General features: G+C 69.9%; 17 protein-coding genes. 9 read left to right on the top strand and 8 right to left on the bottom strand.

Going from position 1 to position 21,081, the window contains the following annotated elements:
- Window positions 1–101 precede the first annotated feature (101 nt).
- Entirely contained in the window at window positions 102–1,415 is a 1,314-nt protein-coding gene (locus AL346_RS07935; protein ID WP_040404513.1) for an ActS/PrrB/RegB family redox-sensitive histidine kinase, read from the bottom strand.
- Between the two features lie 322 nt (window positions 1,416–1,737).
- Between AL346_RS07935 and AL346_RS07930 the strand changes: the two genes are divergently transcribed.
- From AL346_RS07930 to AL346_RS07920, 3 genes are all read left to right on the top strand, one after another.
- Window positions 1,738–3,012, top strand: coding sequence for a polyhydroxyalkanoate depolymerase (locus tag AL346_RS07930; protein ID WP_019402412.1), 1,275 nt, complete (start codon window positions 1,738–1,740; stop codon window positions 3,010–3,012).
- 65 nt (window positions 3,013–3,077) lie between these two features.
- Window positions 3,078–3,836, top strand: coding sequence for a M48 family metallopeptidase (locus AL346_RS07925; protein ID WP_019402413.1), 759 nt, complete (start codon window positions 3,078–3,080; stop codon window positions 3,834–3,836).
- 93 nt (window positions 3,837–3,929) lie between these two features.
- Window positions 3,930–5,096, top strand: a complete 1,167-nt coding sequence (locus tag AL346_RS07920) for a multidrug effflux MFS transporter (protein WP_053194043.1) — start codon at window positions 3,930–3,932, stop codon at window positions 5,094–5,096.
- A gap of 6 nt (window positions 5,097–5,102) precedes the next feature.
- Here the strand turns inward: AL346_RS07920 and AL346_RS07915 are convergent, their stop codons facing one another.
- On the bottom strand, window positions 5,103–7,142 hold the full coding sequence (locus AL346_RS07915) for a transglycosylase domain-containing protein (protein ID WP_371259738.1): 2,040 nt from the start codon (window positions 7,140–7,142) through the stop codon (window positions 5,103–5,105).
- Window positions 7,143–7,783: 641 nt separating this feature from the next.
- On the opposite strand from AL346_RS07915, the gene AL346_RS07910 reads away from it, so the two are divergent.
- Window positions 7,784–9,652 (top strand): potassium/proton antiporter, encoded by a 1,869-nt coding sequence (locus AL346_RS07910; RefSeq protein ID WP_019403635.1) that lies wholly within the window; start codon window positions 7,784–7,786, stop codon window positions 9,650–9,652.
- Window positions 9,653–9,704: 52 nt separating this feature from the next.
- Here AL346_RS07910 and AL346_RS07905 read toward each other — a convergent pair whose 3' ends face one another.
- Both AL346_RS07905 and AL346_RS07900 read right to left on the bottom strand, forming a co-directional pair.
- Window positions 9,705–11,348 (bottom strand): phosphoenolpyruvate carboxykinase, encoded by a 1,644-nt coding sequence (locus tag AL346_RS07905; RefSeq protein ID WP_210289528.1) that lies wholly within the window; start codon window positions 11,346–11,348, stop codon window positions 9,705–9,707.
- 408 nt (window positions 11,349–11,756) lie between these two features.
- Window positions 11,757–12,488, bottom strand: a complete 732-nt coding sequence (locus tag AL346_RS07900) for a HugZ family protein (RefSeq protein WP_019403633.1) — start codon at window positions 12,486–12,488, stop codon at window positions 11,757–11,759.
- Window positions 12,489–12,631: 143 nt separating this feature from the next.
- Between AL346_RS07900 and AL346_RS07895 the strand changes: the two genes are divergently transcribed.
- The 5 genes from AL346_RS07895 to AL346_RS07875 all read left to right on the top strand — a co-directional run bounded on the left by AL346_RS07895 (window position 12,632) and on the right by AL346_RS07875 (window position 16,505).
- Window positions 12,632–13,330 carry a response regulator transcription factor gene (locus AL346_RS07895; protein WP_019403632.1) on the top strand — a complete coding sequence of 233 codons (699 nt, stop codon included), beginning with the start codon at window positions 12,632–12,634 and terminating at the stop codon, window positions 13,328–13,330.
- Window positions 13,331–13,392: 62 nt separating this feature from the next.
- Window positions 13,393–15,186 carry a sensor histidine kinase gene (locus tag AL346_RS07890; protein WP_019403631.1) on the top strand — a complete coding sequence of 598 codons (1,794 nt, stop codon included), beginning with the start codon at window positions 13,393–13,395 and terminating at the stop codon, window positions 15,184–15,186.
- Window positions 15,183–15,677 (top strand): HPr kinase/phosphorylase, encoded by a 495-nt coding sequence (locus AL346_RS07885; protein ID WP_156332716.1) that lies wholly within the window; start codon window positions 15,183–15,185, stop codon window positions 15,675–15,677. Before AL346_RS07890 ends, AL346_RS07885 begins: the two co-directional genes overlap by 4 nt.
- 85 nt (window positions 15,678–15,762) lie before the next feature.
- Window positions 15,763–16,164: a PTS sugar transporter subunit IIA gene (locus tag AL346_RS07880; protein ID WP_026015389.1), complete on the top strand. Its 402-nt coding sequence runs from the start codon at window positions 15,763–15,765 to the stop codon at window positions 16,162–16,164.
- A 14-nt stretch (window positions 16,165–16,178) separates the two neighbouring features.
- Window positions 16,179–16,505 (top strand): HPr family phosphocarrier protein, encoded by a 327-nt coding sequence (locus AL346_RS07875; protein ID WP_026015388.1) that lies wholly within the window; start codon window positions 16,179–16,181, stop codon window positions 16,503–16,505.
- A gap of 49 nt (window positions 16,506–16,554) precedes the next feature.
- On the opposite strand, the gene AL346_RS07870 is transcribed toward AL346_RS07875, so the two are convergent.
- The 4 genes from AL346_RS07870 to trpB all read right to left on the bottom strand — a co-directional run bounded on the left by AL346_RS07870 (window position 16,555) and on the right by trpB (window position 21,012).
- Window positions 16,555–17,877: a folylpolyglutamate synthase/dihydrofolate synthase family protein gene (locus AL346_RS07870; protein ID WP_019403627.1), complete on the bottom strand. Its 1,323-nt coding sequence runs from the start codon at window positions 17,875–17,877 to the stop codon at window positions 16,555–16,557.
- Window positions 17,878–17,908: 31 nt separating this feature from the next.
- Entirely contained in the window at window positions 17,909–18,814 is a 906-nt protein-coding gene (accD, locus tag AL346_RS07865; protein WP_019403626.1) for an acetyl-CoA carboxylase, carboxyltransferase subunit beta, read from the bottom strand.
- A 186-nt stretch (window positions 18,815–19,000) separates the two neighbouring features.
- A complete protein-coding gene (gene trpA / locus AL346_RS07860; RefSeq protein WP_019403625.1) occupies window positions 19,001–19,837 on the bottom strand; it encodes a tryptophan synthase subunit alpha in 837 nt (278 codons plus the stop codon).
- Complete coding sequence (gene trpB / locus AL346_RS07855; RefSeq protein ID WP_371179652.1) at window positions 19,837–21,012, bottom strand: tryptophan synthase subunit beta; 1,176 nt, start codon at window positions 21,010–21,012, stop codon at window positions 19,837–19,839. Before trpB ends, trpA begins: the two co-directional genes overlap by 1 nt.
- Window positions 21,013–21,081 lie beyond the last annotated feature (69 nt).

Here is a 21,081-nt window from a genome sequence, read left to right as displayed (position 1 = left end):
CATCCTCGTTTGACAGCCGCGCGCACGCGCGAGCTGCGCGCTTCGACCTCCCGACCTTATAGATAGGAAGTTTCCCCTTCCTGTCACGAAAAACCGTGTCGTCAGGCCACCACGGAGGTGCGTTCGAAGGCCGCGCGCGGCCAGGAGATGGTCACGACGGCGCCCTGGGCCGGTGCGGCGGCATTGCGGAAGGCGAGCGTGGCGCCGGAACGCTCGAGCAGCGTCTTGGCGATGAAGAGCCCGAGGCCGAGGCCCGAGGCCTCGCCGCCGGCCCGCCGGCCGACGCCGCGGGTGGTGACATAGGGCTCGCCGAGGCGCAGCAGCACCTCGGGGGCAAAGCCGGCCCCGTCGTCGGCCACGGCGATCGACACGGTCTCGGCGTCCCAATAGGCGCGGATGTCGACCTTGGAGCGGGCGAAATCGAGCGCATTGTCGACGAGATTGCCGAGCCCGTAGAGCATGCCGGGATTGCGGCGGCAGACCGGCTCCGGCGGCTCGCCCGACAGGGACACCGAGATCGGCACGCCGAACGGCCGCTGCGGCCCGGCCACCTCCTCGATGAGGTGGTGCAGCGTCAGGCTCTCCAGCGGGCTCGCTTCCTCGGTGCCGAGGGAGGTGAGCTTGCCGAGGATGCCGCGGCAGCGCTCCACCTGCTCGCGCAGGAGGGCGATGTCCTCGCCCATGGCGCTGTCGGGCGAGGACTGGCGGCTGAGCTCCTTGGCGACGAGCGCGATGGTGGCGAGCGGCGTGCCGAGCTCGTGGGCGGCGGCGGCGGCAAGGCCGTCGAGCTGCGACAGGTGCTGCTCGCGCGCCAGCACCAGCTCCGTCGCGCTCAGCGCATCGGCGAGCTGGCGCGCCTCCTCCGCGACACGCCAGGCATAGATGCCCGTGAAGCTCAGCCCGAGGAAGATCGCCGCCCAGATGCCGGCGGTGTAGAGGAAGGGCAGCTGGAACACCTCACCGGGCCGCCAGGGAAGCGGCTGGTGCACGAAGGCGAGGCCCGTGGCGCAGGCCATGGCGAGAAGCCCGAGCGCCAGCGTCCGCCAGGGCGGCAGCGCCGTCGCCGAGATGAGCACCGGCGCGAGGAACAGCAGCGAGAACGGGTTGTCCAGCCCGCCCGTCAGATAGAGCAGCGCCGCGAGCTGCAGGATGTCATAGCCGAGCAGCACCGAGGCGGCGCCGTCGCCGAGGCGGTAGCTGACCGGATAGCGGATGCGCAGGGCGATGTTGAGCCAGGCCGAGACGGCGATGACGAGGAAGCACAGGCCGAACGGCAGGGGAAAGCCGAGGCCGAAGTGAACGCCGGCCACCGCCGTGCTCTGGCCGATGACCGCGAGCCAGCGCAGGCGCACCAGCGTGTCGAGCCGCAGCTGCTGCGCGTGTCGGTTGAAAACGACGAAGGCTTCGTCGGCCATCGGCATATGCTGCCCTCCTCGCTGCCCTTTCGGCGCGGCGGCATGAAACGGGCCCGGAAACGCGCCCGGAACCTGCCCTGGCGCCTACCAAGCACGCTGCGCGCGCGTGCACAATGATCGGCTCGTATTCCCCATGTGCGTTGCAATAGGCGTCAGGCATTCTTTCCGATGGATCAAAGCTGTCCTTTGGACGTTTGTTTAATGGGTTGTTGATAACTTAAAGGTTTGAATCGATCCAAATCGGCGATACAGTCGGGGCGATATTGCACTGCAGCATCGCGTGTGATTCGCTGCGGCGCGCAAACGAATCAAGGAGGTGGGAATGAATCTCGCCTACTACTGGTACGAGGCAGCGCATGCGGCGGTCGGTCCCGCCCGGCTCCTGTCCGGCGCCACCCAGGCCGTCTTCTCCGACCCTGCCAACCCTCTGACGAACACCCCCTACGGGCGCTCGGTCTCCGCCGCCTGCGAGCTGTTCGAGCGGTCGACACGCCGCTACGGCAAGCCCGAGTTCGGCTTCGGCACCACCGCCGTCGGCGGGCAGCGCGCCCGCGTCAGGGAGCGCATCGTCTGGCAGCGGCCGTTCTGCAATCTCGTCCATTTCGACCGGTCGATGCCGGGGGGCACCCCCAACCAGCCGAAGATGCTCGTGGTCGCGCCGATGTCCGGCCACTATGCGACGCTGCTGCGCGGCACGGTCGAGACCTTCCTGCCGACGCACGAGGTCTACATCACCGACTGGGCGGACGCGCGCATGATCCCGCTGTCCGAGGGCCGGTTCGACCTCGACGACTACATCGACTACGTCATCTCCATGCTGCACGTGCTCGGCCCGGACGTGCACGTCCTCGCCGTCTGCCAGCCGGCGGTGCCGGTGATCGCGGCCATCGCGCGCATGGAGGCGCAGAACGATCCGTTCGTGCCGCGCTCGATGACGCTGATGGGCGGTCCGATCGACACGCGCCGCTCGCCCACCGCCGTGAACAAGCTCGCCGAGGAACGCGGCACCGAGTGGTTCCGCCGCAACTGCATCTTCCGCGTGCCGTTCCCGAACCCGGGCTTCATGCGCTCGGTCTATCCCGGCTTCCTGCAGCTCTCGGGCTTCATGGCCATGAACCTCGACCGGCACATCTCGGCGCATCTCGAGATGTTCAACCACCTCGTCGAGGGCGACGGCGATTCGGCCGACAAGCACCGGGACTTCTACGACGAGTATATGGCCGTCATGGACCTGACGGCGGAGTTCTACCTGCAGACGGTCGACACGGTCTTCGTCCGCCAGGCCCTGCCGAAGGGCGAGATGATGCACCGCGACAAGCCGGTCGACCTCACGGCCATCCGCCGCGTCGCGCTGATGACTGTGGAGGGCGAGAAGGACGACATCTCCGGCGTCGGGCAGACCGAGGCGGCACACGACCTGTGCGTCAACATCCCGGCGGAGATGCGGGTCCATCACCTGCAGAAGAGTGTCGGGCACTACGGCGTGTTCAACGGCTCGCGCTTCCGCGCCGAGATCGCACCGCGCATCGCCGACTTCATCGCCACGATCGAAGCGATGCACGGCAAGAGGAAGCCGCGGCGCGTCGCAGCCGAGTGAGCGGACGGGCCACGGCCCTCCGCATTTCTGGTGACGGGTTCCGGCCGAATCGCCATCATCCGCTCATGCGAAGCCTCTTCCGGCGCATCAAACCTCCCGACGATCACACCGGCGATCCGGACCATATCCTCGTCCGCCATGCGGGCGAGGACTACCGGGTCACGGTGAAGCGGCGCGCCGGCGCGCGGCGGATCACGCTGCGCGTCTCGGGGGCGACCGGCGAGGCCATCCTCACCTTGCCCGAGCGCACGCCCTTCGCGCGCGCCCGGCAATTCGCCGACGCCCACGGCGGCTGGCTGGCGACGCGGCTCGAGCGGGTGCCGGAGCGCGTGCCCCTGCTGCCCGGCTCGCTGGTGCCGCTACGCGGCGAGCTGCACCGCATCGTCCACCTTGCGGGACAGCGCTCGCCCGCTGCGGCGGGCCGCGACGGCGACGGAGCCGCCATCATCAGCGTCGGCGGCGAGGCGGTGCACGTGCCGCGGCGGCTGCGCGATTTCCTCGTGCGCGAGGCCGAGCGCGACCTGCGCGCGGCCGTCGAGCGGCACACGAACGCCCTCGGCCGCAAGGCGAGCGCCGTCACCATCCGCGACACCACGAGCCGCTGGGGCTCGTGCAGCGCCGCCGGGCGCCTCAACTTCTCGTGGCGGCTCATCCTCGCGCCGCCCTTCGTGCTCGACTATCTCGCCGCGCACGAGGTGGCGCATCTCAAGGAGATGAACCATTCCGTGCGCTTCTGGCGGCTGACGAAGGCACTGTGCCCGCGCACGGACGAGGCCGAGGCCTGGCTCAAGCGCCACGGCACCGCCCTGCACCGCTACGGCTGAAGGCTCGACAGGCGCTCTCGCGACGCCTAGAGGAGGATGCCCTCACCTCCCGGCTGCCCGGTTCCCATGCGCCTTTCACCCGACACCCTCGCGATGACCGCGACGCTCGCCCTGCTGACCGCGCTCGGGCCGCTGTCGACGGACATGTACCTGCCCTCGCTGCCCGTCATCGCCGCCTTCTTCGGCACCGGCTCGGCCGAGGCGCAGATGACCCTGTCGGCCTTCCTCCTCGGCTTCGCGGCCGGCCAGTTCGTGCACGGGCCGCTGTCCGACCATTACGGCCGCCGGCCGGTGCTGCTCGCCGGGCTCGGCCTCTTCGCCGCTGCGACCGCGGCCTGCGCGCTGGCCCCCTCGATCGAATGGCTGACGGCTGCACGCTTCGTCCAGGCGCTCGGCGCCTCGGGCCCGATCGTGCTCGCCCGCGCGGTCGTGCGCGATCTCTACGAGGGGCCGCGGGCGGGACGCGAACTCTCCCGCATGGGCACGATCATGGGCCTCGTGCCGGCGCTCGCTCCCGCGCTGGGCGGTATCCTGCAGGCGCTCTATGGGTGGCGGGCGAGCTTCGCCGTCACGCTCGGCTGCGGCCTCGCGCTCGCCGCCGTCGTGGCCACGGCGCTGCCCGAGACCCTGCGGCAGCGCCCCGAGGGGCCGCTGTCGCTGGCCCGCATCGGCGCCGAGTTCCGCATCGTCATCGCCAGCCGGCTCTACCGCGTCTACGTCGGCCTCGCCGCCCTGACCTATGCCGGGCTGTTCAGCTTCATCTCCGGCTCGTCCTTCGTGCTGCAGAACCTCTACGGCCTCGGCGAGATCGCCTTCGGCCTGTCCTTCGGCACGGTGGTCATCGGCTATATTAGCGGCACGGTGCTGGCCCAGCGGCTCGTCGGCCGGCGGGGCCTCGACGGCACCATCGCCCTCGGCACGGCCTGCCTCGCCGCCGGCGGCCTCGTGATGCTGGCGTTCGCGCTCGCCGGCGTCGCCTCGGTCTTTGCCGTGGTGCTGCCCATGGCCGTCTACACCTTCGGCGTCGGCCTCGTCATGCCGCAGACCGCGGCCGCGGCGATGATGCCCTTTCCGGAGCGGGCGGGCGCGGCCTCCTCCCTGCTCGGCATCTGCCAGATGACGTTTGCGGCCCTCGTCGGGCTCTATGTCGGCCACGTCGTCGCGGTCTCCGCCGTGCCGCTCACGGCGACCATCGCGATGATCGGGGTCGGGGCCTTCGCCCTCTTCACGGGCAGCCGGCGCATCCGCGCCGGCGCCTGATCCACCTCACCCGCCGAAGAGCATCTCCAGCAGGCCGCGCTGGCGCTGCGGCGCAGCCGCCTGGGCGGGCGGCCCGCCGCCGGCGGCCGGCGGGGGAGCGCCGGCATAGCCGCCGTCGGCGACGAGCGCTTCGTCGTCGGCGGGCGGCAGGCGGTTGAACGGCCCGCCGGGCAGCGGCACCGGGGACTGGCCCTTCAGGGCCGCAGTCATGTAGGTCTTCCAGATCTCGGCGGGCAGGTTGGCGCCCGAGGCCTTCTTCGTCGGCTTGCTGTCGTCGTTGCCGAGCCACACGCCGGTGACGAGGCTGCCGGTATAGCCGAGGAACCAGGCGTCACGGTATTCCTGGCTGGTGCCGGTCTTGCCGGCGGCCTCCCAGCCCGCGATCTCGGCTCGGCGGCCGGTGCCCGTCAGCAGGGTCTGGCGCAGCATCATGTTCATGTCCGCCACGTGCTGCTGTTCGATGACGCGGCCGAGGTCGGTCGGCGTGCGCTGGAACAGCACCTTGCCGTCCGGCGTCTTCACCTCGCGGATGAGATAGGGGATGACGCCGGTGCCGCCGTTGGCGAAGGCGGCATAGGCGGCGACGAGCTCGATGGGCCGCACCTCGGAGGTGCCGAGCGACAGCGAGAGGTTGGGCTGCAGCGGCGAGGTGATGCCGAGCCGCTGCGCCGTGCGCACCACCGCCTTGGGCCCCATCTCGGCGATGAGCTGCGCCGTGACCGTGTTGATCGACCGCGCCAGCGCCGTGGTCAGCGTCACGGGGCCGGCATATTTGCGGCTCGCGTTCTCGGGGCGCCAGCCGTTGAGGTTGACCGGCCCGTCCTCGCGCACCGTGTCCGGCGTCAGCCCGTTCTCGAGCGCGGCGAGATAGACGAAGGGCTTGAAGGAGGAGCCCGGCTGGCGCATCGCCACGGTCGCGCGGTTGAACTGGCTCTGGCCGTAGTTGCGCCCGCCGACGAGGGCGCGGATGCCGCCGTCGGTGGCGAGCGAGACGAGCGCCCCCTGGCCGACGCCGTACTTGCCGCCCTGCTTGTCGAGCGCCTCGACCAGCGCCTTCTCAGCCGCGCGCTGCATGCCGACGTCGATGGTCGTCTCCACCACCACGTCCCGCTCGACGGGGCCGATGAAGTCCTCGAGCACGTCCATGACGTAGTCGGCGGCATAGTTGGCCGAGCCGGCGCCGCGCGGCTTGATGGCCGTCGCCGGCTCCATCAGCGCGTTCTTGGCCGCGGCCTCGGAGATGAAGCCCTCGTCCGCCATGGCCGAGAGCACGAGCTGGGCGCGCTTCTCGGCCCCGTCCGGGTTGCGGTTGGGGGCGAGGCGCGACGGGGCCTGGACGAGGCCGGCGAGCATCGCCGCCTCGGACAGGGACACCTCGCGCGCCGACTTGCCGAAATAGCGCAGGGCCGCCGCCTCGACGCCATAGGACCCGGCGCCGAAATAGACCCGGTTGAGATAGAGCTCGAGGATCTCGTCCTTGGTGAACTTCTGCTCCAGCCACAGCGCCAGGATCGCCTCCTGGATCTTGCGCGAAAGCGTGCGGTCCTGGGTGAGGAAGAGGTTCTTGGCGAGCTGCTGCGTCAGCGTGGAGCCGCCCTGGGCAACGCCGCGCGAGGTCACGTTGCGCACCATGGCGCGCGTGATGCCGAGCGGATCGATGCCGAAATGGTCGTAGAAGCGCCGGTCCTCGATGGCGATGAAGGCCTTCGGCAGATAGGGCGGCAATTCGGCGAGCTTCACCTCGCGCCCGCCCATGTCGCCACGGTTGGCGATCAGCGTGCCGTCGGAGGCGGCGATGGCGATGTTCGGCGGGCGCTTCGGCACCGTCAGCTGGTCGATGGGCGGCAGCTGCGCGAAATGATAGGCGACGACGCCCGCAACGGCGATGCCGCACCAGATGGCGAGCACGAAGCAGCTGCGCACGACCCAGCCGAGGAACGAGCGCCGCCGGCGGCCGCCGCCGCGACGCGCCCCGCCCGAGCCGCCTCCCCCGTTGCCGCGCCCGCCGCCCTTGCGGGAGCGGCGACCCGCCGCACGCCTCGCCATCACGTCCTCCTCGTGGAAAAGGCCGTCCCCGGGAAGGCTCTCCCCCAGGCCGTCCACGCCGTCCGATGCCGGATATCGGCCGGGATCCTCCACGCCGGCAGGCGTCGCCGAGAACGCCGGCTCGCGCCGCTCCTGCGGACGCGGGCCCGGCGACGGGCGAGCCGTGCGGCGCTGCGCGCCGGCGGCGATGCCGGTGGGCCGGTCTTCCGGCGACAGGCGCAGGTCGAATCCGTCATCCGCGGCGCGGCGCCGTGCTCCGTCCTGAGGGCCGGGCACGGGCTGCCGGTCGTGCCATTGGTCGAACGCCATGTCTCTCCGTTTGCGCAGGTGCGCGGGCCGCACGCGCGGCCACTGCAGGGCAGCGTTTCAACCAAGCTATAAATGTGGCGGATTAAGGGGCGGTTACCCCCGTGCAGCGCACGGGACAAGGGGAGTGCGGCACGGCCGCAACACCTTTGGAACAATGCGATTTGCCATGCAGTTCTGCGCGATTTTGCCTGAATTCCGGCTTCCTCGGCTGTCATATGGACGAACGATTCGGTTTTCGCCGGATTCTGGTTCAACCTCATGTCACACCGGTTCCTCCGCCGGCCGGCGCCGTCCGCGCCGGGCGGCAGCCATGGCCTGCCCCCGAAAGACGCATGACCAGCATCGTCATTCTCAATTCCCTGCTTCTGTTCGGCGCCGGCCTCGTCGTCGTGGGCATCGCCTCGAGCCTCGTCGCCTCGCGCTTCGGCGCGCCGCTGCTGCTCGTCTTCCTCGCCATCGGCATGCTGGCGGGCGAGAACGGCATCGGCGGCATCCCCTTCAGCGACTACCGCGCCACCTATCTCGTCGGCTCGCTGTCGCTCGCCATCATCCTCTTCGACGGCGGCCTGCGCACGCGTTTCGCCGGCATCCGCGGGGCCGTGGCGCCGGCGGCGCTGCTCGCCACGGCCGGGGTCGTCATCACGGCGGGGCTGACCGGGCTCGTCGCCATGCTGGTGCTCGACCTGCGGCCGATCGAGGCGCTGCTCGTCGGCTCGGTGGTCGCCTCGACAGATGCGGCGGCGGTCTTCTTCCTGTTGCGCGCCGGCGGCCTGCAGCTGAAGCGGCGGGTCAATGCGACACTGGAGGTCGAATCGGCGACCAACGATCCCGCCGCCGTCTTCCTCGTCGTCCTGCTGGTGCAGCTCATCGGCGCCGACGGCACCTCCTCGGTGGCCGACCTCGTCGACCTCCTCCTGCGTCAGGGCATCGTCGGCGCGGCGGCGGGCATCGCCGGCGGCTTCGCCATCACCTTCGTCCTCAACCGCGTCACCTTTCCCTCCGGCCTGCACCCGCTGCTCGTGGTCGCCAGCGCCGTCGCGATCTATGCGATGACGTCGCTGGTCAACGGGTCGGGCTTCCTCGCCGTCTATCTCGCCGGCATCATCGTCGGCAACCGGCCGGTGAGGGCCTTCGCCTCGATCCTGAGCTTCCACAACGCGGCGACCTGGCTGTGCCAGATCGTCATGTTCCTGATGCTCGGCCTCCTGGTGACGCCCGCCGATCTCGTCGGGCATGCCGTGCCGGCGCTCGCGATCGCCCTGTTCCTCATCTTCATCGGGCGCCCCGCCGCGGTCTGGCTCTGCCTGACGCCGTTCCGCTTCCCGGTGCGCGAGAAGCTCTTCATCTCCTGGGTCGGCCTGCGCGGGGCCGTGTCGATCTTCCTCGCCGCCATCCCGATGCTGTCGCAGCTGCCGCAGGCGGAGGTCTATTTCAACGTCGCCTTCTTCGTCGTGCTCGTCTCGCTGCTGCTGCAGGGCTGGACCGTGACCCGCGTGGCGCAGAGCACCGGGGTGGCGCTCGCCGACCCGGCGCCGGAGGTGAGCCGCGTCGAGATCGACCTGCCGGGCCAGCTCGACTACGAGATGGTCGGCTATCCCGTGCTCGCGGACAGCCCGGTGATGGACCGGGGCGGGCTGCCGCCCTGGGCGCGCGCGGTGCTCATCGTGCGGCGCAACGCCGTCCTCACCCCCGAGGAGGCGGGCGTGCTGCGCGTCGGCGACTATGGCTACTTCCTGGCGCCGCCGCAGCGCGTCAACCGGCTCGACCGCCTGTTCGCCCCCTTCGAGGGCCACCAGGGGCGCGCCTCGGCCGGCGTGTTCAGCTTCGGTCCCGAGATCAGGCTGGGCGAGCTTGCGCAGACCTACGGCATCGCCGTCGACGAGGACATCAGCGACCAGACGGTCGGCAGCCTGTTCAGCGATACCTTCGAGGAGGGGGTGCGCGAGGGCGACCGCATCGCGCTCGGGCCGGTGACGCTCGTCGCCCGCGGGGTCGACGACGGCGTGGCGCATACGATCTCGCTCATCCTCGACAGCGAGGATGCGGATGTCGCCGCCGTCGTGCCGACGACGCGGCTGGAGCGCCTTTTGGCCGGGACGCTCGCGCGCCTCGGCCCGCTGCAGGCCCGGCTCGCCGAGGCGACGGGCCGTCTCGGGGACCGGCTGCGGGCCGCGCTCTCGAAGCGCAACGAGCGCCTCTGACGGCCCGCTTTGGGGGGCCGCGGGCGCGTCTCCCGCGCCCGCGAGCCGTTGATCAGGCCGCGATCGACAGATCGGGGCCGGCCGAGCGCACGTCGGCGTCGACGTGGTCCTCGAACTTCTTGAAGTTGTCCCGGAACATGCCGACGAGGCGCTTCGCCGTCTCGGCGAACTCGGCCTTGCTGGCCCAGGTCTTCACCGGATAGAGGATGTGCGGCTCGACACCGGGCACCGAGGTCGGCACCGCGAAGCCGAAATAGGGATCCTGCCGGAAGTCGGCGCGGTTCAGCGAGCCGTCGAGCGCCGCCGTCAGGAGGCGCCTTGTGACGCGGATCGGCATGCGCCGGCCCACCCCGTACTTGCCGCCGGTCCAGCCGGTGTTGACCAGCCAGCAGTCGACCCCGTGCTTGGCGATGAGGTCGCGCAGCAGGTTGCCGTAGACCGACGGATGGCGCGGCATGAAGGGCGCGCCGAAGCAGGTCGAGAAGGTGGCCTCCGGATCCTTCACCCCCTTCTCCGTGCCGGCGACCTTCGCCGTGTAGCCGGAGAGGAAGTGGTACATGGCCTGGGCGGGCGTCAGCTTGGCGATGGGCGGCAGGATGCCGAAGGCGTCGCAGGTGAGCATGACGATGTTCTTCGGCATGCCGGCGCGGCCGGTTGCGCTCGCATTCGGGATGAAGTCGAGCGGATAGGCGCAGCGCGTGTTCTCGGTCTTCGAGCCGTCGTCGAAATCCGGCGCGCGCGTCAGCGGATCGAGCGCGACGTTCTCGAGGATGGTGCCGAAGCGCTCGGTCGTCGCGTAGATCTCGGGCTCGGCCTCGCGCGACAGGCGGATGGTCTTGGCATAGCAGCCGCCCTCGAAATTGAAGACGCCGCCGGCGCTCCAGCCGTGCTCGTCGTCGCCGATGAGCGTGCGCGAGGGATCGGCCGACAGCGTCGTCTTGCCCGTACCGGACAGGCCGAAGAAGACCGCGACATCGCCGCGCTCGCCGGCATTGGCGGAGCAGTGCATCGGCATCACGCCCTTTCCGGGCAGGGCGTAGTTGAGGAAGGTGAAGACCGACTTCTTCATCTCGCCGGCATAGGACGTGCCGCCGATGAGGACGATGCCGCGCGAGAAATCACAGGCGATCACGGTCTGCGAGCGCACGCCGTGGCGCGCAGGATCGGCCCGGAAGGACGGCAGGTCGACGATGGTGAGCTGCGGCGCGAAGCGGGCGAGCTCACTCTCGTCGGGGCGGATCAGGAGGTTGCGGATGAAGAGCGAATGCCACGCATATTCGGTGAAGACGCGGGCATTGACGCGATAGGCCGGGTCGGCCCCGCCGTAGAGATCCTGCGCGAAGAGCTCCTTGCCCTCGGCATGGGCGAGGAAATCGGCGAGCAGCGTGTCGAACTGATCCGGCGTGATGGCGCCGTTGTTGTCCCACCAGACCTCATCGCGCGTCGCATCGTCCTTGACGATGAACTTGTCCTTCGGGCTGCGGCCGGTATGGACGCCGGTCTCAGCCGCGAGCGCGCCGCCCTTGGCGAGCACCGCCTCGCCGCGCTTGAGCGCTTCCTCGTAGAGGCGCGGGGCCTCGAAATTCCAGAAAACGCGCTTGAGCCGTTTGAAGCCGAAGCTCTCGGCGCCGCATGCGCCGTTGAATACGCCGACGTTGTCCACGAATGACCTCCTTGCGCCCCCGCCGCCACGCATGATGGACCTCAAGGCCGCGAGGCCTCCACGTCCGCGCACCGCAGCCGCCGGAACCATCGATGCCCGGCATATGGCAGACTTTCAAGTGCGGGGACAGGCTGCTCGTTCCATCGAATCGATTGAAGGGAATTGCTTCCTTGCTGGCAACGGCGTGCGGCCGCGAAGCGTGACCGGTGAAGATCCGACGCTCCCTTCTCGCGGCGCCGCGGCGTTGAAGCACAATCGCACCCGCCGTCATGCCCGCGCTCGTCGCGGGCATCCACGCGGTAGAACGTTCTACAACGTCAAAGGCGTGGATGGCCGGGTCAAGCCCGGCCGAGACCGTGGAAAGGTCTGCGCTGCATTGCCGACGCCGTCAGCCACTCGGGCTAAAGCCGGACAGGCCGGCCGGCGGTATCTGTCGCAGCGTCAGCGCCGGCGCGCCTCGGCGGCGAGGTCCTTCAAGACATGCCGCAGCTCGCCCGGCGCCCCGATCGGGGCCGGGAAGTCCAGTCTCCCGGTCAGGTCGCCGCAGACGAGGTCGAGGCCGCGCCGGTCGATGCCGCTCGCGCGCCAGTTCCCCTCGGGCAGGCCGAGCAGCTTCGTCGCATAGAGCGCCAAGGCATCGACATGGTCCTCGTTCATATGCGCGACGGCGCCGGCCTCGTTCTCGACGAGGTGCTCCGCGCCGGCCAGGTCATCGACGAGGTCCTGCGGCGCGAGGTCGACGATGCGGCCGAAGCCGGCGACGAGATGGGCTCCGGTGATCTCGATGCGGTAGAAGGCGAAATCCTTGAAGCCGGCATAGCCGGCCGACAGGGGATGGCGGGCGAGAAAGCGGCGCTTCAGAGCCTCGTCGTCGCTCGCGACGGCGCGACCGGCGAGGCTGATGCGCGGATGGGCGCTCGGATCCCCCGCGCCAACCTGCGTCAGGAGGAGCGACACGCGCGCATCGCGGGTGATGTTCTGCGTGTGCAGGGCGAGCGTCGAGATGAGGGTAACGGGCGTGCCGTCGATGGCCGTCGCGACATTGACCAGGGACACATAGGGCGCGCCGTCGGCCGCGAGCGTCCCCAGGGCACCGAAGCGGGCACGGCGCAGCAGGTGGGCGGCGGCGGAGCGCGGATCGAACGCGGCGGTTGAATCGGCGGCGGCGGACATCAATATTGTCTCCGGTAAAGGGGCGGACATGGCGTTATGCGCCCGAAAGCTGTAGGATCACCCGGCAGTCATCGTCATATTTCGGCCGTCCTCGTCCCGCAGGAGGCTCGGCTTCACTGATGCCTGCGAACGAGCGAGCCAGTATGCCGACAATCGCCCTCGTCGACGACGACCGCAATATCCTGACCTCCGTTTCCATCGCACTGGAAGCCGAGGGGTACCGCATACAGACGTATACGGACGGTGCGTCGGCCCTGGACGGCCTCAAGGCCAACCCGCCGGATCTCGCCATCCTCGACATCAAGATGCCGCGCATGGACGGCATGGAGCTGCTGCGCCGCCTGCGCCAGAAGACGGACATGCCCGTGATCTTCCTCACCTCCAAGGACGAGGAGATCGACGAATTGTTCGGCCTCAAGATGGGCGCCGACGACTTCATCCGCAAACCCTTCTCGCAGCGCCTCCTCGTCGAGCGCGTGAAGGCCGTGCTGCGGCGCGTGAGCCCGCGCGAGCAGGGGACCGTTCGCGAGAGCGACGCCAAGGTGCTGGAGCGGGGCCTCCTCAAGATGGATCCCGAGCGCCATACCTGCACATGGAAGAACGATCCCGTCACGCTGACGGTGACCGAGTTCCTCATCCTGCAGGCGCTGGCCCAGCGCCCCGGCGTCGTGAAGAGCCGCAACGCGCTGATGGACGCGGCCTATGACGACCAGGTCTATGTCGACGACCGCACCATCGACAGCCACATCAAGCGCCTGCGCAAGAAGTTCAAGGCCGTCGACAACAGCTTCGACATGATCGAGACGCTGTACGGAGTGGGCTACCGGTTCAAGGAAACCTGACGGCAGATGGGCACGAGAGCCGCCGGCCACCGGCCGGCGCGTCGATGCGGTCGCGAGGAAGCATGACCGCCGAACCTTTCGACGAGACGCGGGCGCCGGCTGACGGCGCCGAGGCCGGTGTGCAGGCGCCGGCCCGTGCCGGCCTTGCCCGTCGGGTGAGCCGCGTCGGCCAGGCGGTCGTCACGCGCCTGTCGTCGAGCCTGACGCGGCGCATCGTCGTCCTGAACCTCGCCGGGCTCGTCGCCCTCTTCCTCGGCTTCCTCTATCTCAACCAGTTCCGCGCCGGCCTCATCGACGCGCGCGTGCAGAGCCTGCTCACCCAGGGCGAGATCATCGCCGGCGCCATCGCCGCCTCGGCGACGGTCGAGACCGACACCATCACCATCGATCCCGACAAGCTGCTGCAGCTGCAGGCGGGCGAAAGCTCGGGCCTGCAGGAGGACTTCTCGCCGCTCGAGTTCTCCATCAATCCCGAGCGCGTGGCGCCGCTGCTGCGCCGGCTGGTGACGCCCACGCGCACGCGCGCGCGCATCTACGACCGGGAAGGCTATCTCCTCCTCGATTCGCGCAATCTGTATTCGCGCGGCGATATCCTGAGCTTCGACCTGCCGCCGATCTCGCAGGAGGAGCCGACGCTGCTCGAGAGCAGCTGGAAGTGGCTGAAGCGCCTCTTCGGCCGCCCGGGAACGCCTTTCGCCGACGACATCACGGCGACGAGCGGCAAGTCCCTGCCCGAGGTGCAGAAGGCGCTGACCGGCCTGCCGGGCAGCGTCGTGCGGGTCAATACCCGCGGCGAGACGACCGTGTCGGTCGCCGTGCCCATCCAGCGCTTCCGCACGGTGCGCGGGGCGCTCGTCCTCTCCACCCAGGGCGGCGACATCGACACCATCATCGCCGCCGAGCGCTGGGCGCTGCTTCGGGTCTTCGCGGTCGCGGCCGCCGTGATGCTTGTGCTGTCGGTGCTGCTCGCCGGCACCATCGCCGGCCCGATGCGGCGCCTCGCCGAGGCGGCGGAGCGGGTGCGCCGGGGCATCAAGTCGCGGCAGGAGATCCCGGATTTCACCGACCGCTCGGACGAGATCGGCCATCTCTCCGGCGCGCTGCGCGACATGACGCGGGCGCTCTACAACCGCATCGAGGCCATCGAGACCTTCGCCGCGGACGTGGCGCACGAGCTCAAGAATCCGCTCACCTCGCTGCGCAGCGCCGTCGAGACCCTGCCGCTCGCCCGCAACGAGGATTCGCGCAAGCGCCTGCTCGCCGTCATCCAGCACGACGTCAAGCGGCTCGACCGGCTGATCAGCGACATCTCGGACGCCTCGCGGCTCGATGCCGAGCTCGCCCGCGCCGAGGCCGAACCGGTCGACCTGCGCCGGCTGCTGGAGGCCGTAGTCACGGTTGCCAACGAAGTGCGCGGCGCCGAATCGGCCCCGATCCGCCTCACGATCAAGGACAGCCCGCAGCGCGACGCCTATCTCGTCATGGGCCACGACAGCCGCCTCGGCCAGGTCGTCAACAACCTCATCGACAACGCGCGCTCCTTCTCGCCGCCGGGCCACGAGGTGCGCGTGACCATGCAGCGCATCCGCGGCGAGGTGGACATCACCGTGGACGACGACGGGCCGGGCATTCCGCCTCATGCCCTGGAGCGCATCTTCGAGCGCTTCTACACCGACCGGCCGGAGCAGGGCTTCGGCCAGAACTCGGGCCTCGGCCTCTCCATCTCGCGCCAGATCGTCGAGGCGCACCGGGGCCGCGTCTGGGGCGAGAACCGGATGGCGCCCGCTGCCGGCGCGGAGCCGCCATGCCTCGGCGCGCGCTTCGTGGTGCGCCTGCCGGCCGCCGTACGCTCATGACCAGCACTGCCGCTCCGGCCCCGCCTCCCACCATCCATGCCGGCTGCGTCCTCGTCGACGAGGCGGGCATCCTCATCCGCGGCGCGTCGGGGACGGGCAAGTCGCGACTGGCGCTCGCCCTCGTCGCCGGCGCGCAGGCGAGCGGGCGGTTCGCCCGCCTCGTCAGCGACGATCGCTGCAGCGTGAGCGCCTCGAACGGGCGGCTCGTCGCCCGCCCCCCGGCAGCCCTTGCCGGGCTCCTCGAGGTGCGGGGCCTCGGGCTCGTCGAGATGGAGGCCGAGGGAGCGGCGGTCGTACGCCTCGTCGTCGACTGCGACACCGAGGCGCCGGAACGATACCCGCAATCCACAGACCGGACGGTGACCGTCGAAGGCGTCACCTTGCCGCGAATTCGCGTCCTCGCGGGCGAGGGAGGCGTTACGGCAGCCGTAATCCTGGGCTTGCTGCCGCGATTCGAGCGTCCGATGCTGCACGTTTTGTCGGAACGATGACCAAATGGTCGCAGGCACTTGCACTTGCCGCCGCAATGCACAAAATGGGCGCTTCCTTTTGGGTGGCGGGGCCACGGGTTCTTGAATGATCGGTCTTGTGCTGGTGACCCACGGCTGCCTGGCGACGGAGTTTCGCGCCGCGCTGGAGCACGTGGTTGGCCCTCAGAAACAGTTTGAAACCATCACCATCGGTCCGGATGATGACATGGAGAGCCGCCGCAGGGACATCCTGGCGGCGGTGGGCCAGGTCGACACGGGCGAAGGGGTGGTCGTGCTCACCGACATGTTCGGCGGCACCCCCTCGAATCTCGCGATCTCGGTGATGAACGGGCGCAAGGTCGAGGTGGTGGCGGGCATCAACCTGCCCATGCTCATCAAGCTCGCCAGCGTGCGCGACGAGAAGCCGCTGGAGGATGCCGTCCTGCAGGCGCAGGAGGCGGGCCGCAAATATATCAACGTGGCGAGCCGGGTGCTCGCCGGCAAGTGACGGCGGTCGTCGCAATGGACATCGACACCTTCGACAATGACGACTGCCCCCCGGCGCCGGTGCCGGACGGCGCGCTGGCGCGCGAATTGCCGATCATCAACCGCAAGGGCCTGCATGCCCGTGCCTCGGCCAAGTTCGTGCAGACCGTCGAGCGCTTCGGCGCCGACGTCACGGTGACCCGCTGCGGCGAGACCGTGGGCGGGCGCTCCATCATGGGCCTTCTGACCCTCGCCGCCGCCCAGGGCACCAGCATCACCGTGACGGCCCAGGGCGAGGACGCGCAGGCCTGCCTCGACGCCATCACCACGCTGCTCGCCGAGCGCTTCGGCGAGGACGAGTAGCCGTGCTCTCTCGGCCGCCGCATCCCGCCGCGGTCCGCGCCCCTGAAAGCTATTGCGGGACGGTGCCGTTGGCCGCCAGCACGTCGCCGGCGAGATAGAGCGAGCCCGTGACGAGGACGCGCGGCGGGCGCTCCCATTCCTTCGCCTTCAGCCCCACGAGTGCCGCCTCGACACTGTCGCCTGCCCGCGCCTTCAGGCCGACGGAGCGGGCGATGGCCGCGACCTCCTCGGCCGGGCGGGCGGCCAGCTGCGTGGGGATGGGGACGGCGACGAGTTCCTGCGCGAGACCGACGAAGGGCTTCAGGAAGCCGTCGGCATCCTTCGTGCCCAGCATGCCGACGATCATGACGAGCGGGGCGGGATGCCGCTCTTCGAGCTCGGCGAAGGCGGCGGCGAGCGCGCGGCCGCCGTCCGGGTTGTGGCCGCCGTCGAGCCACAGCTCGGCCCCCTCGGGCGCAAGATCGACGAGGCCGCCCCGGCGCAGGCGCTGCATGCGGGCCGGCCATTCGGCGCGGGTCATGCCGGCCTCGAAGGCCTCTGCCGGCAGGCGTCCGTAGCCGGCCGCCCGCAAGGTGGCGAGCGCCGTCCCGGCGTTGACGAGCTGGTGACGGCCGGCGAGCCGCGGCAGGGGCAGGTCGATGAGCCCCTGCTCGTCCTGGTAGACGAGGCGCCCGCCCTCCTCGTGCACATGGAAGTCCTGCCCGCCGACGAGGATCGAGCGGGCGCCGACGCGCTCCGCCGCCGCTTCGAGGACGGCCGTGGTCTCCGGCTCCTGCGGCGCGATGATCGCCGGCGCGCCGCGCTTGAAGATGCCGGCCTTCTCGGCGGCGATGCGCGTGACGCTGTCGCCGAGATAATCCGCATGGTCGAGCGAGACCGGCGTCACCACGCAGGCCTGCGGCTCGTCGACGACATTGGTGGCGTCGAGGCGCCCGCCGAGCCCGACCTCGAGCAGCAGAACGTCGGCCGGCGTCTCGGCGAAGAGCAGCATGGCCGCCGCCGTCGTGATCTCGAAAACGGTGATCGGGGCGCCGGCGTTGGCGTCCTCGCAGCGTTCCAGGGCCTCGACGAGCCGGTCCTCGCCGACGAAGCGGCCGCCGCCGGGGCGGCCGAGCCGGATGCGTTCGTGGAAGCGCACCAGATGCGGCGAGGTGTAGACGTGGACGACGAGCCCGGCCGCCTCCAGAACGGCGCGCATGAAGGCGATGGTCGAGCCCTTGCCGTTGGTGCCGGCCACGTGGATGACCGGCGGCAGCTGGCGCTGCGGCGCGCCGAGGCGCGTCAGCAGCCGCTCGATGCGGCCGAGGGACAGATCGATCGTCTTGGGATGCAGCGCGAGAAAGCGCGCGAGCATGGCATCGGACGATTCCATGGCGGTCCCCGGCCCGGTCTGGGGCTGATCCCTATTCCGCGGCGGCGTCGAGCGCCGGCATGTCCGCAGGAGGCTCGACGACGGCGGGCTTGTCCTGCTTCATCAGCAGGCGGCACAGCCTGGCGACGGTCCCCTTCACGTCGCGGCGGTGCACGACCATGTCGACCATGCCGTGCTCACGGAGATATTCCGAGCGCTGGAAGCCTTCCGGCAGCTTCTCGCGGATCGTCTGCTCGATGACGCGCGGGCCGGCGAAGCCGATGAGGGCGCCCGGCTCGGCAATGTGCACGTCGCCCAGCATGGCGTAGGAGGCGGTGACGCCGCCGGTCGTCGGGTTGGTGAGCACCACGATATAGGGCAGGCGCGCTTCGTTGAGCTTGCGAACCGCCACCGTCGTGCGCGGCATCTGCATGAGCGAGAGGATGCCCTCCTGCATGCGCGCGCCGCCCGAGGAGACGAAGAGCACGAAGGGCGTCCGGCGGGCGAGCGCCGTCTCCATGCCGGTGATGATCGCCTCGCCTGCGGCCATGCCGAGCGAGCCGCCCATGAACTCGAAGTCCTGCACCGCGGCGGTGATGGTCGCACCCTCGACCTCGCCGACGCCGACCTGGACGGCATCCTGCACGCCGGTCTTGGCGCGGGCGTCGCGCAGGCGGTCGACATAGCGCTTCTCGTCGCGGAACTTGAGCGGGTCGGTCGGTACCTCCGGCAGGGCGATCTCTTCCCACGCACCGCCGTCGAAGAAGGAGGCGAGGCGCGCCCTGGCGCCCATGCGCAGGTGATAGTCGGAGCCCGGGATGACGAAGAGGTTGGCCTCGACGTCCTTGTGGAAGACCATCTGCCCCGTCTCGGGGCACTTGATCCAGAGATTTTCCGGCACCTCACGCTTGAACAGCGTCTTGATCTTGGGCCGTACGACGTCGGAAATCCAGTTCACGGGGGCAACCTCTGGTGTCCCGGCGTGGACCTGCCACGCCCGAAAGGGTCACGGAACCTGGCCGCAACCCTGAAATATCGTCATGCGGCCTTCACATAGACCTTCGCGAGGCTTTTCGCTAGGTGCGACGGTGTTGCAAGGGATGGCACCTCTCCCTCTTCCGGCGAACGGGAGAGGGCCTCGTCCTCACGCAGCGGTCGCCTTGGCGGCCGAGCGCACGCCGGCGGCGAGCTCGCCCACCAGCGTCTCGACGGCGGTGACCGTCGTCGCCGTCGCGCGCCCTTCCCCGTCGAGCGAGGCGCGCACGGCCTCGACGAGCGCGGAGCCGACCACGACGCCGTCCGCCCCGCGCGCGATGGCCGCGGCGTGCCCGCCGGTCTTGACGCCGAAGCCGACAACGACCGGCAGGTCGGTATGGGCCTTGATGCGCGCCACCGACTGGGCCACGGCGCCGAAATCCGGCGTCGCGCTGCCGGTGATGCCGGTGATCGAGACGTAGTAGACGAAGCCCGAGGTGTTGGCGAGCACGGCCGGCAGGCGCGCGTCGTCCGTCGTCGGCGTGGCGAGACGGATGAAGGAGAGACCCGCGTTCAGCGCCGGGACGCAGAGCTCGTCGTCCTCCTCCGGCGGCAGGTCGACCACGATGAGGCCGTCGACGCCGGCTTCGCGCGCATCCTTCAGGAAGCGCGCGACGCCGTAGATGTAGATGGGATTGTAATAGCCCATCAGGATGACGGGCGTGTCCGCCTCGCCCGCGCGGAAGGCGCGCACCATGTCGAGCGTCTTCGTCAGCGTCTGGCCGCCCTTCAGCGCCCGCTGCGAGGAGAGCTGGATGGCCGGGCCGTCGGCCATCGGATCGGTGAAGGGCATGCCGATCTCGATGAGGTCGGCGCCGGCGCGGGGCAGCGCCTTCAGGATCGCGAGCGAGGTGTCGGCATCCGGATCGCCGGCCGTGACGAAGGTCACGAGCGCCGCGCGGCCCTCGGCGCGGCAGGCGGCAAAGCGCCGGTCGATGCGGCTCATCAGAACTGTCCTCCGAGGATGTCGGCGACCTGCGGCACGTCCTTGTCGCCGCGGCCGGAGAGATTGACGACCATGATGTGGTCCTGCGGCTTCTGCGGCGCGAGCTCGACCACCTTGGCAATGGCGTGCGACGGCTCGAGGGCGGGGATGATGCCCTCGAGCTTCGACAGGAGCATGAAGGCCTCGAGCGCCTCCTTGTCCGTCGCCGAGATGTAGGTGACGCGGCCGGTCTCGTGCAGGAAGGCGTGCTCGGGGCCGATGCCGGGATAGTCGAGCCCGGCCGAGATGGAGTGGGCCTCGGCGATCTGGCCGTCGTCGTCCATCAGCAGATAGGTGCGGTTGCCGTGCAGCACGCCCGGCCGCCCGCCGGTGAGCGAGGCCGCGTGCTGGCCGCTCGCAAGGCCGTGGCCGGCCGCCTCGACGCCGTAGATCTCGACGTCCTTGTCATCGAGGAAGGGATAGAACAGGCCCATGGCATTGGAGCCGCCGCCGATGCAGGCGACGAGCGAATCCGGCAGCCGCCCCTCGGCGGCGAGCACCTGCTCGCGCGTCTCCTTGCCGATGATGGCCTGGAAGTCGCGCACCATGGCGGGATAGGGATGGGGGCCGGCCACCGTGCCGATGCAGTAATAAGTGGTGGCGACATTCGTCACCCAGTCGCGCAGCGCCTCGTTCATGGCGTCCTTGAGGGTGCGCGAGCCGGACTGGACGGGCACCACGGTGGCCCCGAGCATCTGCATGCGGAAGACGTTGGGCTTCTGCCGCTCGACGTCGACGGCGCCCATGTAGATGACGCATTCGAGGCCGAAGCGCGCGCACAGCGTGGCCGTCGCGACGCCGTGCTGGCCCGCGCCGGTCTCCGCGATGATGCGCTTCTTGCCCATGCGGCGGGCCAGGAGGATCTGGCCGAGCACGTTGTTGACCTTGTGCGAGCCCGTGTGGTTGAGCTCCTCGCGCTTGAGATAGATCTTCGCGCCCTTGCCGCCGGCACCTTCACGCAGGTGCTCCGTCAGGCGCTCCGCATAATAGAGCGGGCTCGGCCGGCCGACGTAATGGGCGAGATAGCCGTCCATCTCCGCCTGGAAGGCGGGATCGTCCTTGACCGCGGCATAGGCCTTCTCGACCTCGAGGATGACGGGCATCAGCGTCTCGGCGACGAAGCGGCCGCCGAACATGCCGAAATGGCCGCGCTCGTCGGGCCCCGAGCGATAGGAGTTGAGCGGTTGCACAGTCACGCGACCTTC

The organism is Chelatococcus sp. CO-6, from assembly GCF_001271345.1.
Classification (GTDB): Bacteria; Pseudomonadota; Alphaproteobacteria; order Rhizobiales; family Beijerinckiaceae; genus Chelatococcus_A; species Chelatococcus_A caeni.
This window is presented reverse-complemented; position numbering and strand designations above follow the sequence as displayed.

Excerpts from the sequence above, each read along its gene's own strand:
- AL346_RS07935 (WP_040404513.1), bottom strand. The coding sequence starts at position 1,415 with ATGGCCGACGAAGCCTTCGTCGTTTTCAACCGACACGCGCAGCAGCTG.
- AL346_RS07930 (WP_019402412.1), top strand. The coding sequence starts at position 1,738 with ATGAATCTCGCCTACTACTGGTACGAGGCAGCGCATGCGGCGGTCGGT.
- AL346_RS07925 (WP_019402413.1), top strand. The coding sequence starts at position 3,078 with ATGCGAAGCCTCTTCCGGCGCATCAAACCTCCCGACGATCACACCGGC.
- AL346_RS07920 (WP_053194043.1), top strand. The coding sequence starts at position 3,930 with ATGACCGCGACGCTCGCCCTGCTGACCGCGCTCGGGCCGCTGTCGACG.
- AL346_RS07915 (WP_371259738.1), bottom strand. The coding sequence starts at position 7,142 with ATGGCGAGGCGTGCGGCGGGTCGCCGCTCCCGCAAGGGCGGCGGGCGC.
- AL346_RS07910 (WP_019403635.1), top strand. The coding sequence starts at position 7,784 with ATGACCAGCATCGTCATTCTCAATTCCCTGCTTCTGTTCGGCGCCGGC.
- AL346_RS07905 (WP_210289528.1), bottom strand. The coding sequence starts at position 11,348 with ATGCGTGGCGGCGGGGGCGCAAGGAGGTCATTCGTGGACAACGTCGGC.
- AL346_RS07900 (WP_019403633.1), bottom strand. The coding sequence starts at position 12,488 with ATGTCCGCCGCCGCCGATTCAACCGCCGCGTTCGATCCGCGCTCCGCC.
- AL346_RS07895 (WP_019403632.1), top strand. The coding sequence starts at position 12,632 with ATGCCGACAATCGCCCTCGTCGACGACGACCGCAATATCCTGACCTCC.
- AL346_RS07890 (WP_019403631.1), top strand. The coding sequence starts at position 13,393 with ATGACCGCCGAACCTTTCGACGAGACGCGGGCGCCGGCTGACGGCGCC.
- AL346_RS07885 (WP_156332716.1), top strand. The coding sequence starts at position 15,183 with ATGACCAGCACTGCCGCTCCGGCCCCGCCTCCCACCATCCATGCCGGC.
- AL346_RS07880 (WP_026015389.1), top strand. The coding sequence starts at position 15,763 with ATGATCGGTCTTGTGCTGGTGACCCACGGCTGCCTGGCGACGGAGTTT.
- AL346_RS07875 (WP_026015388.1), top strand. The coding sequence starts at position 16,179 with ATGGACATCGACACCTTCGACAATGACGACTGCCCCCCGGCGCCGGTG.
- AL346_RS07870 (WP_019403627.1), bottom strand. The coding sequence starts at position 17,877 with ATGGAATCGTCCGATGCCATGCTCGCGCGCTTTCTCGCGCTGCATCCC.
- trpA (WP_019403625.1), bottom strand. The coding sequence starts at position 19,837 with ATGAGCCGCATCGACCGGCGCTTTGCCGCCTGCCGCGCCGAGGGCCGC.
- trpB (WP_371179652.1), bottom strand. The coding sequence starts at position 21,012 with ATGTTCGGCGGCCGCTTCGTCGCCGAGACGCTGATGCCCGTCATCCTC.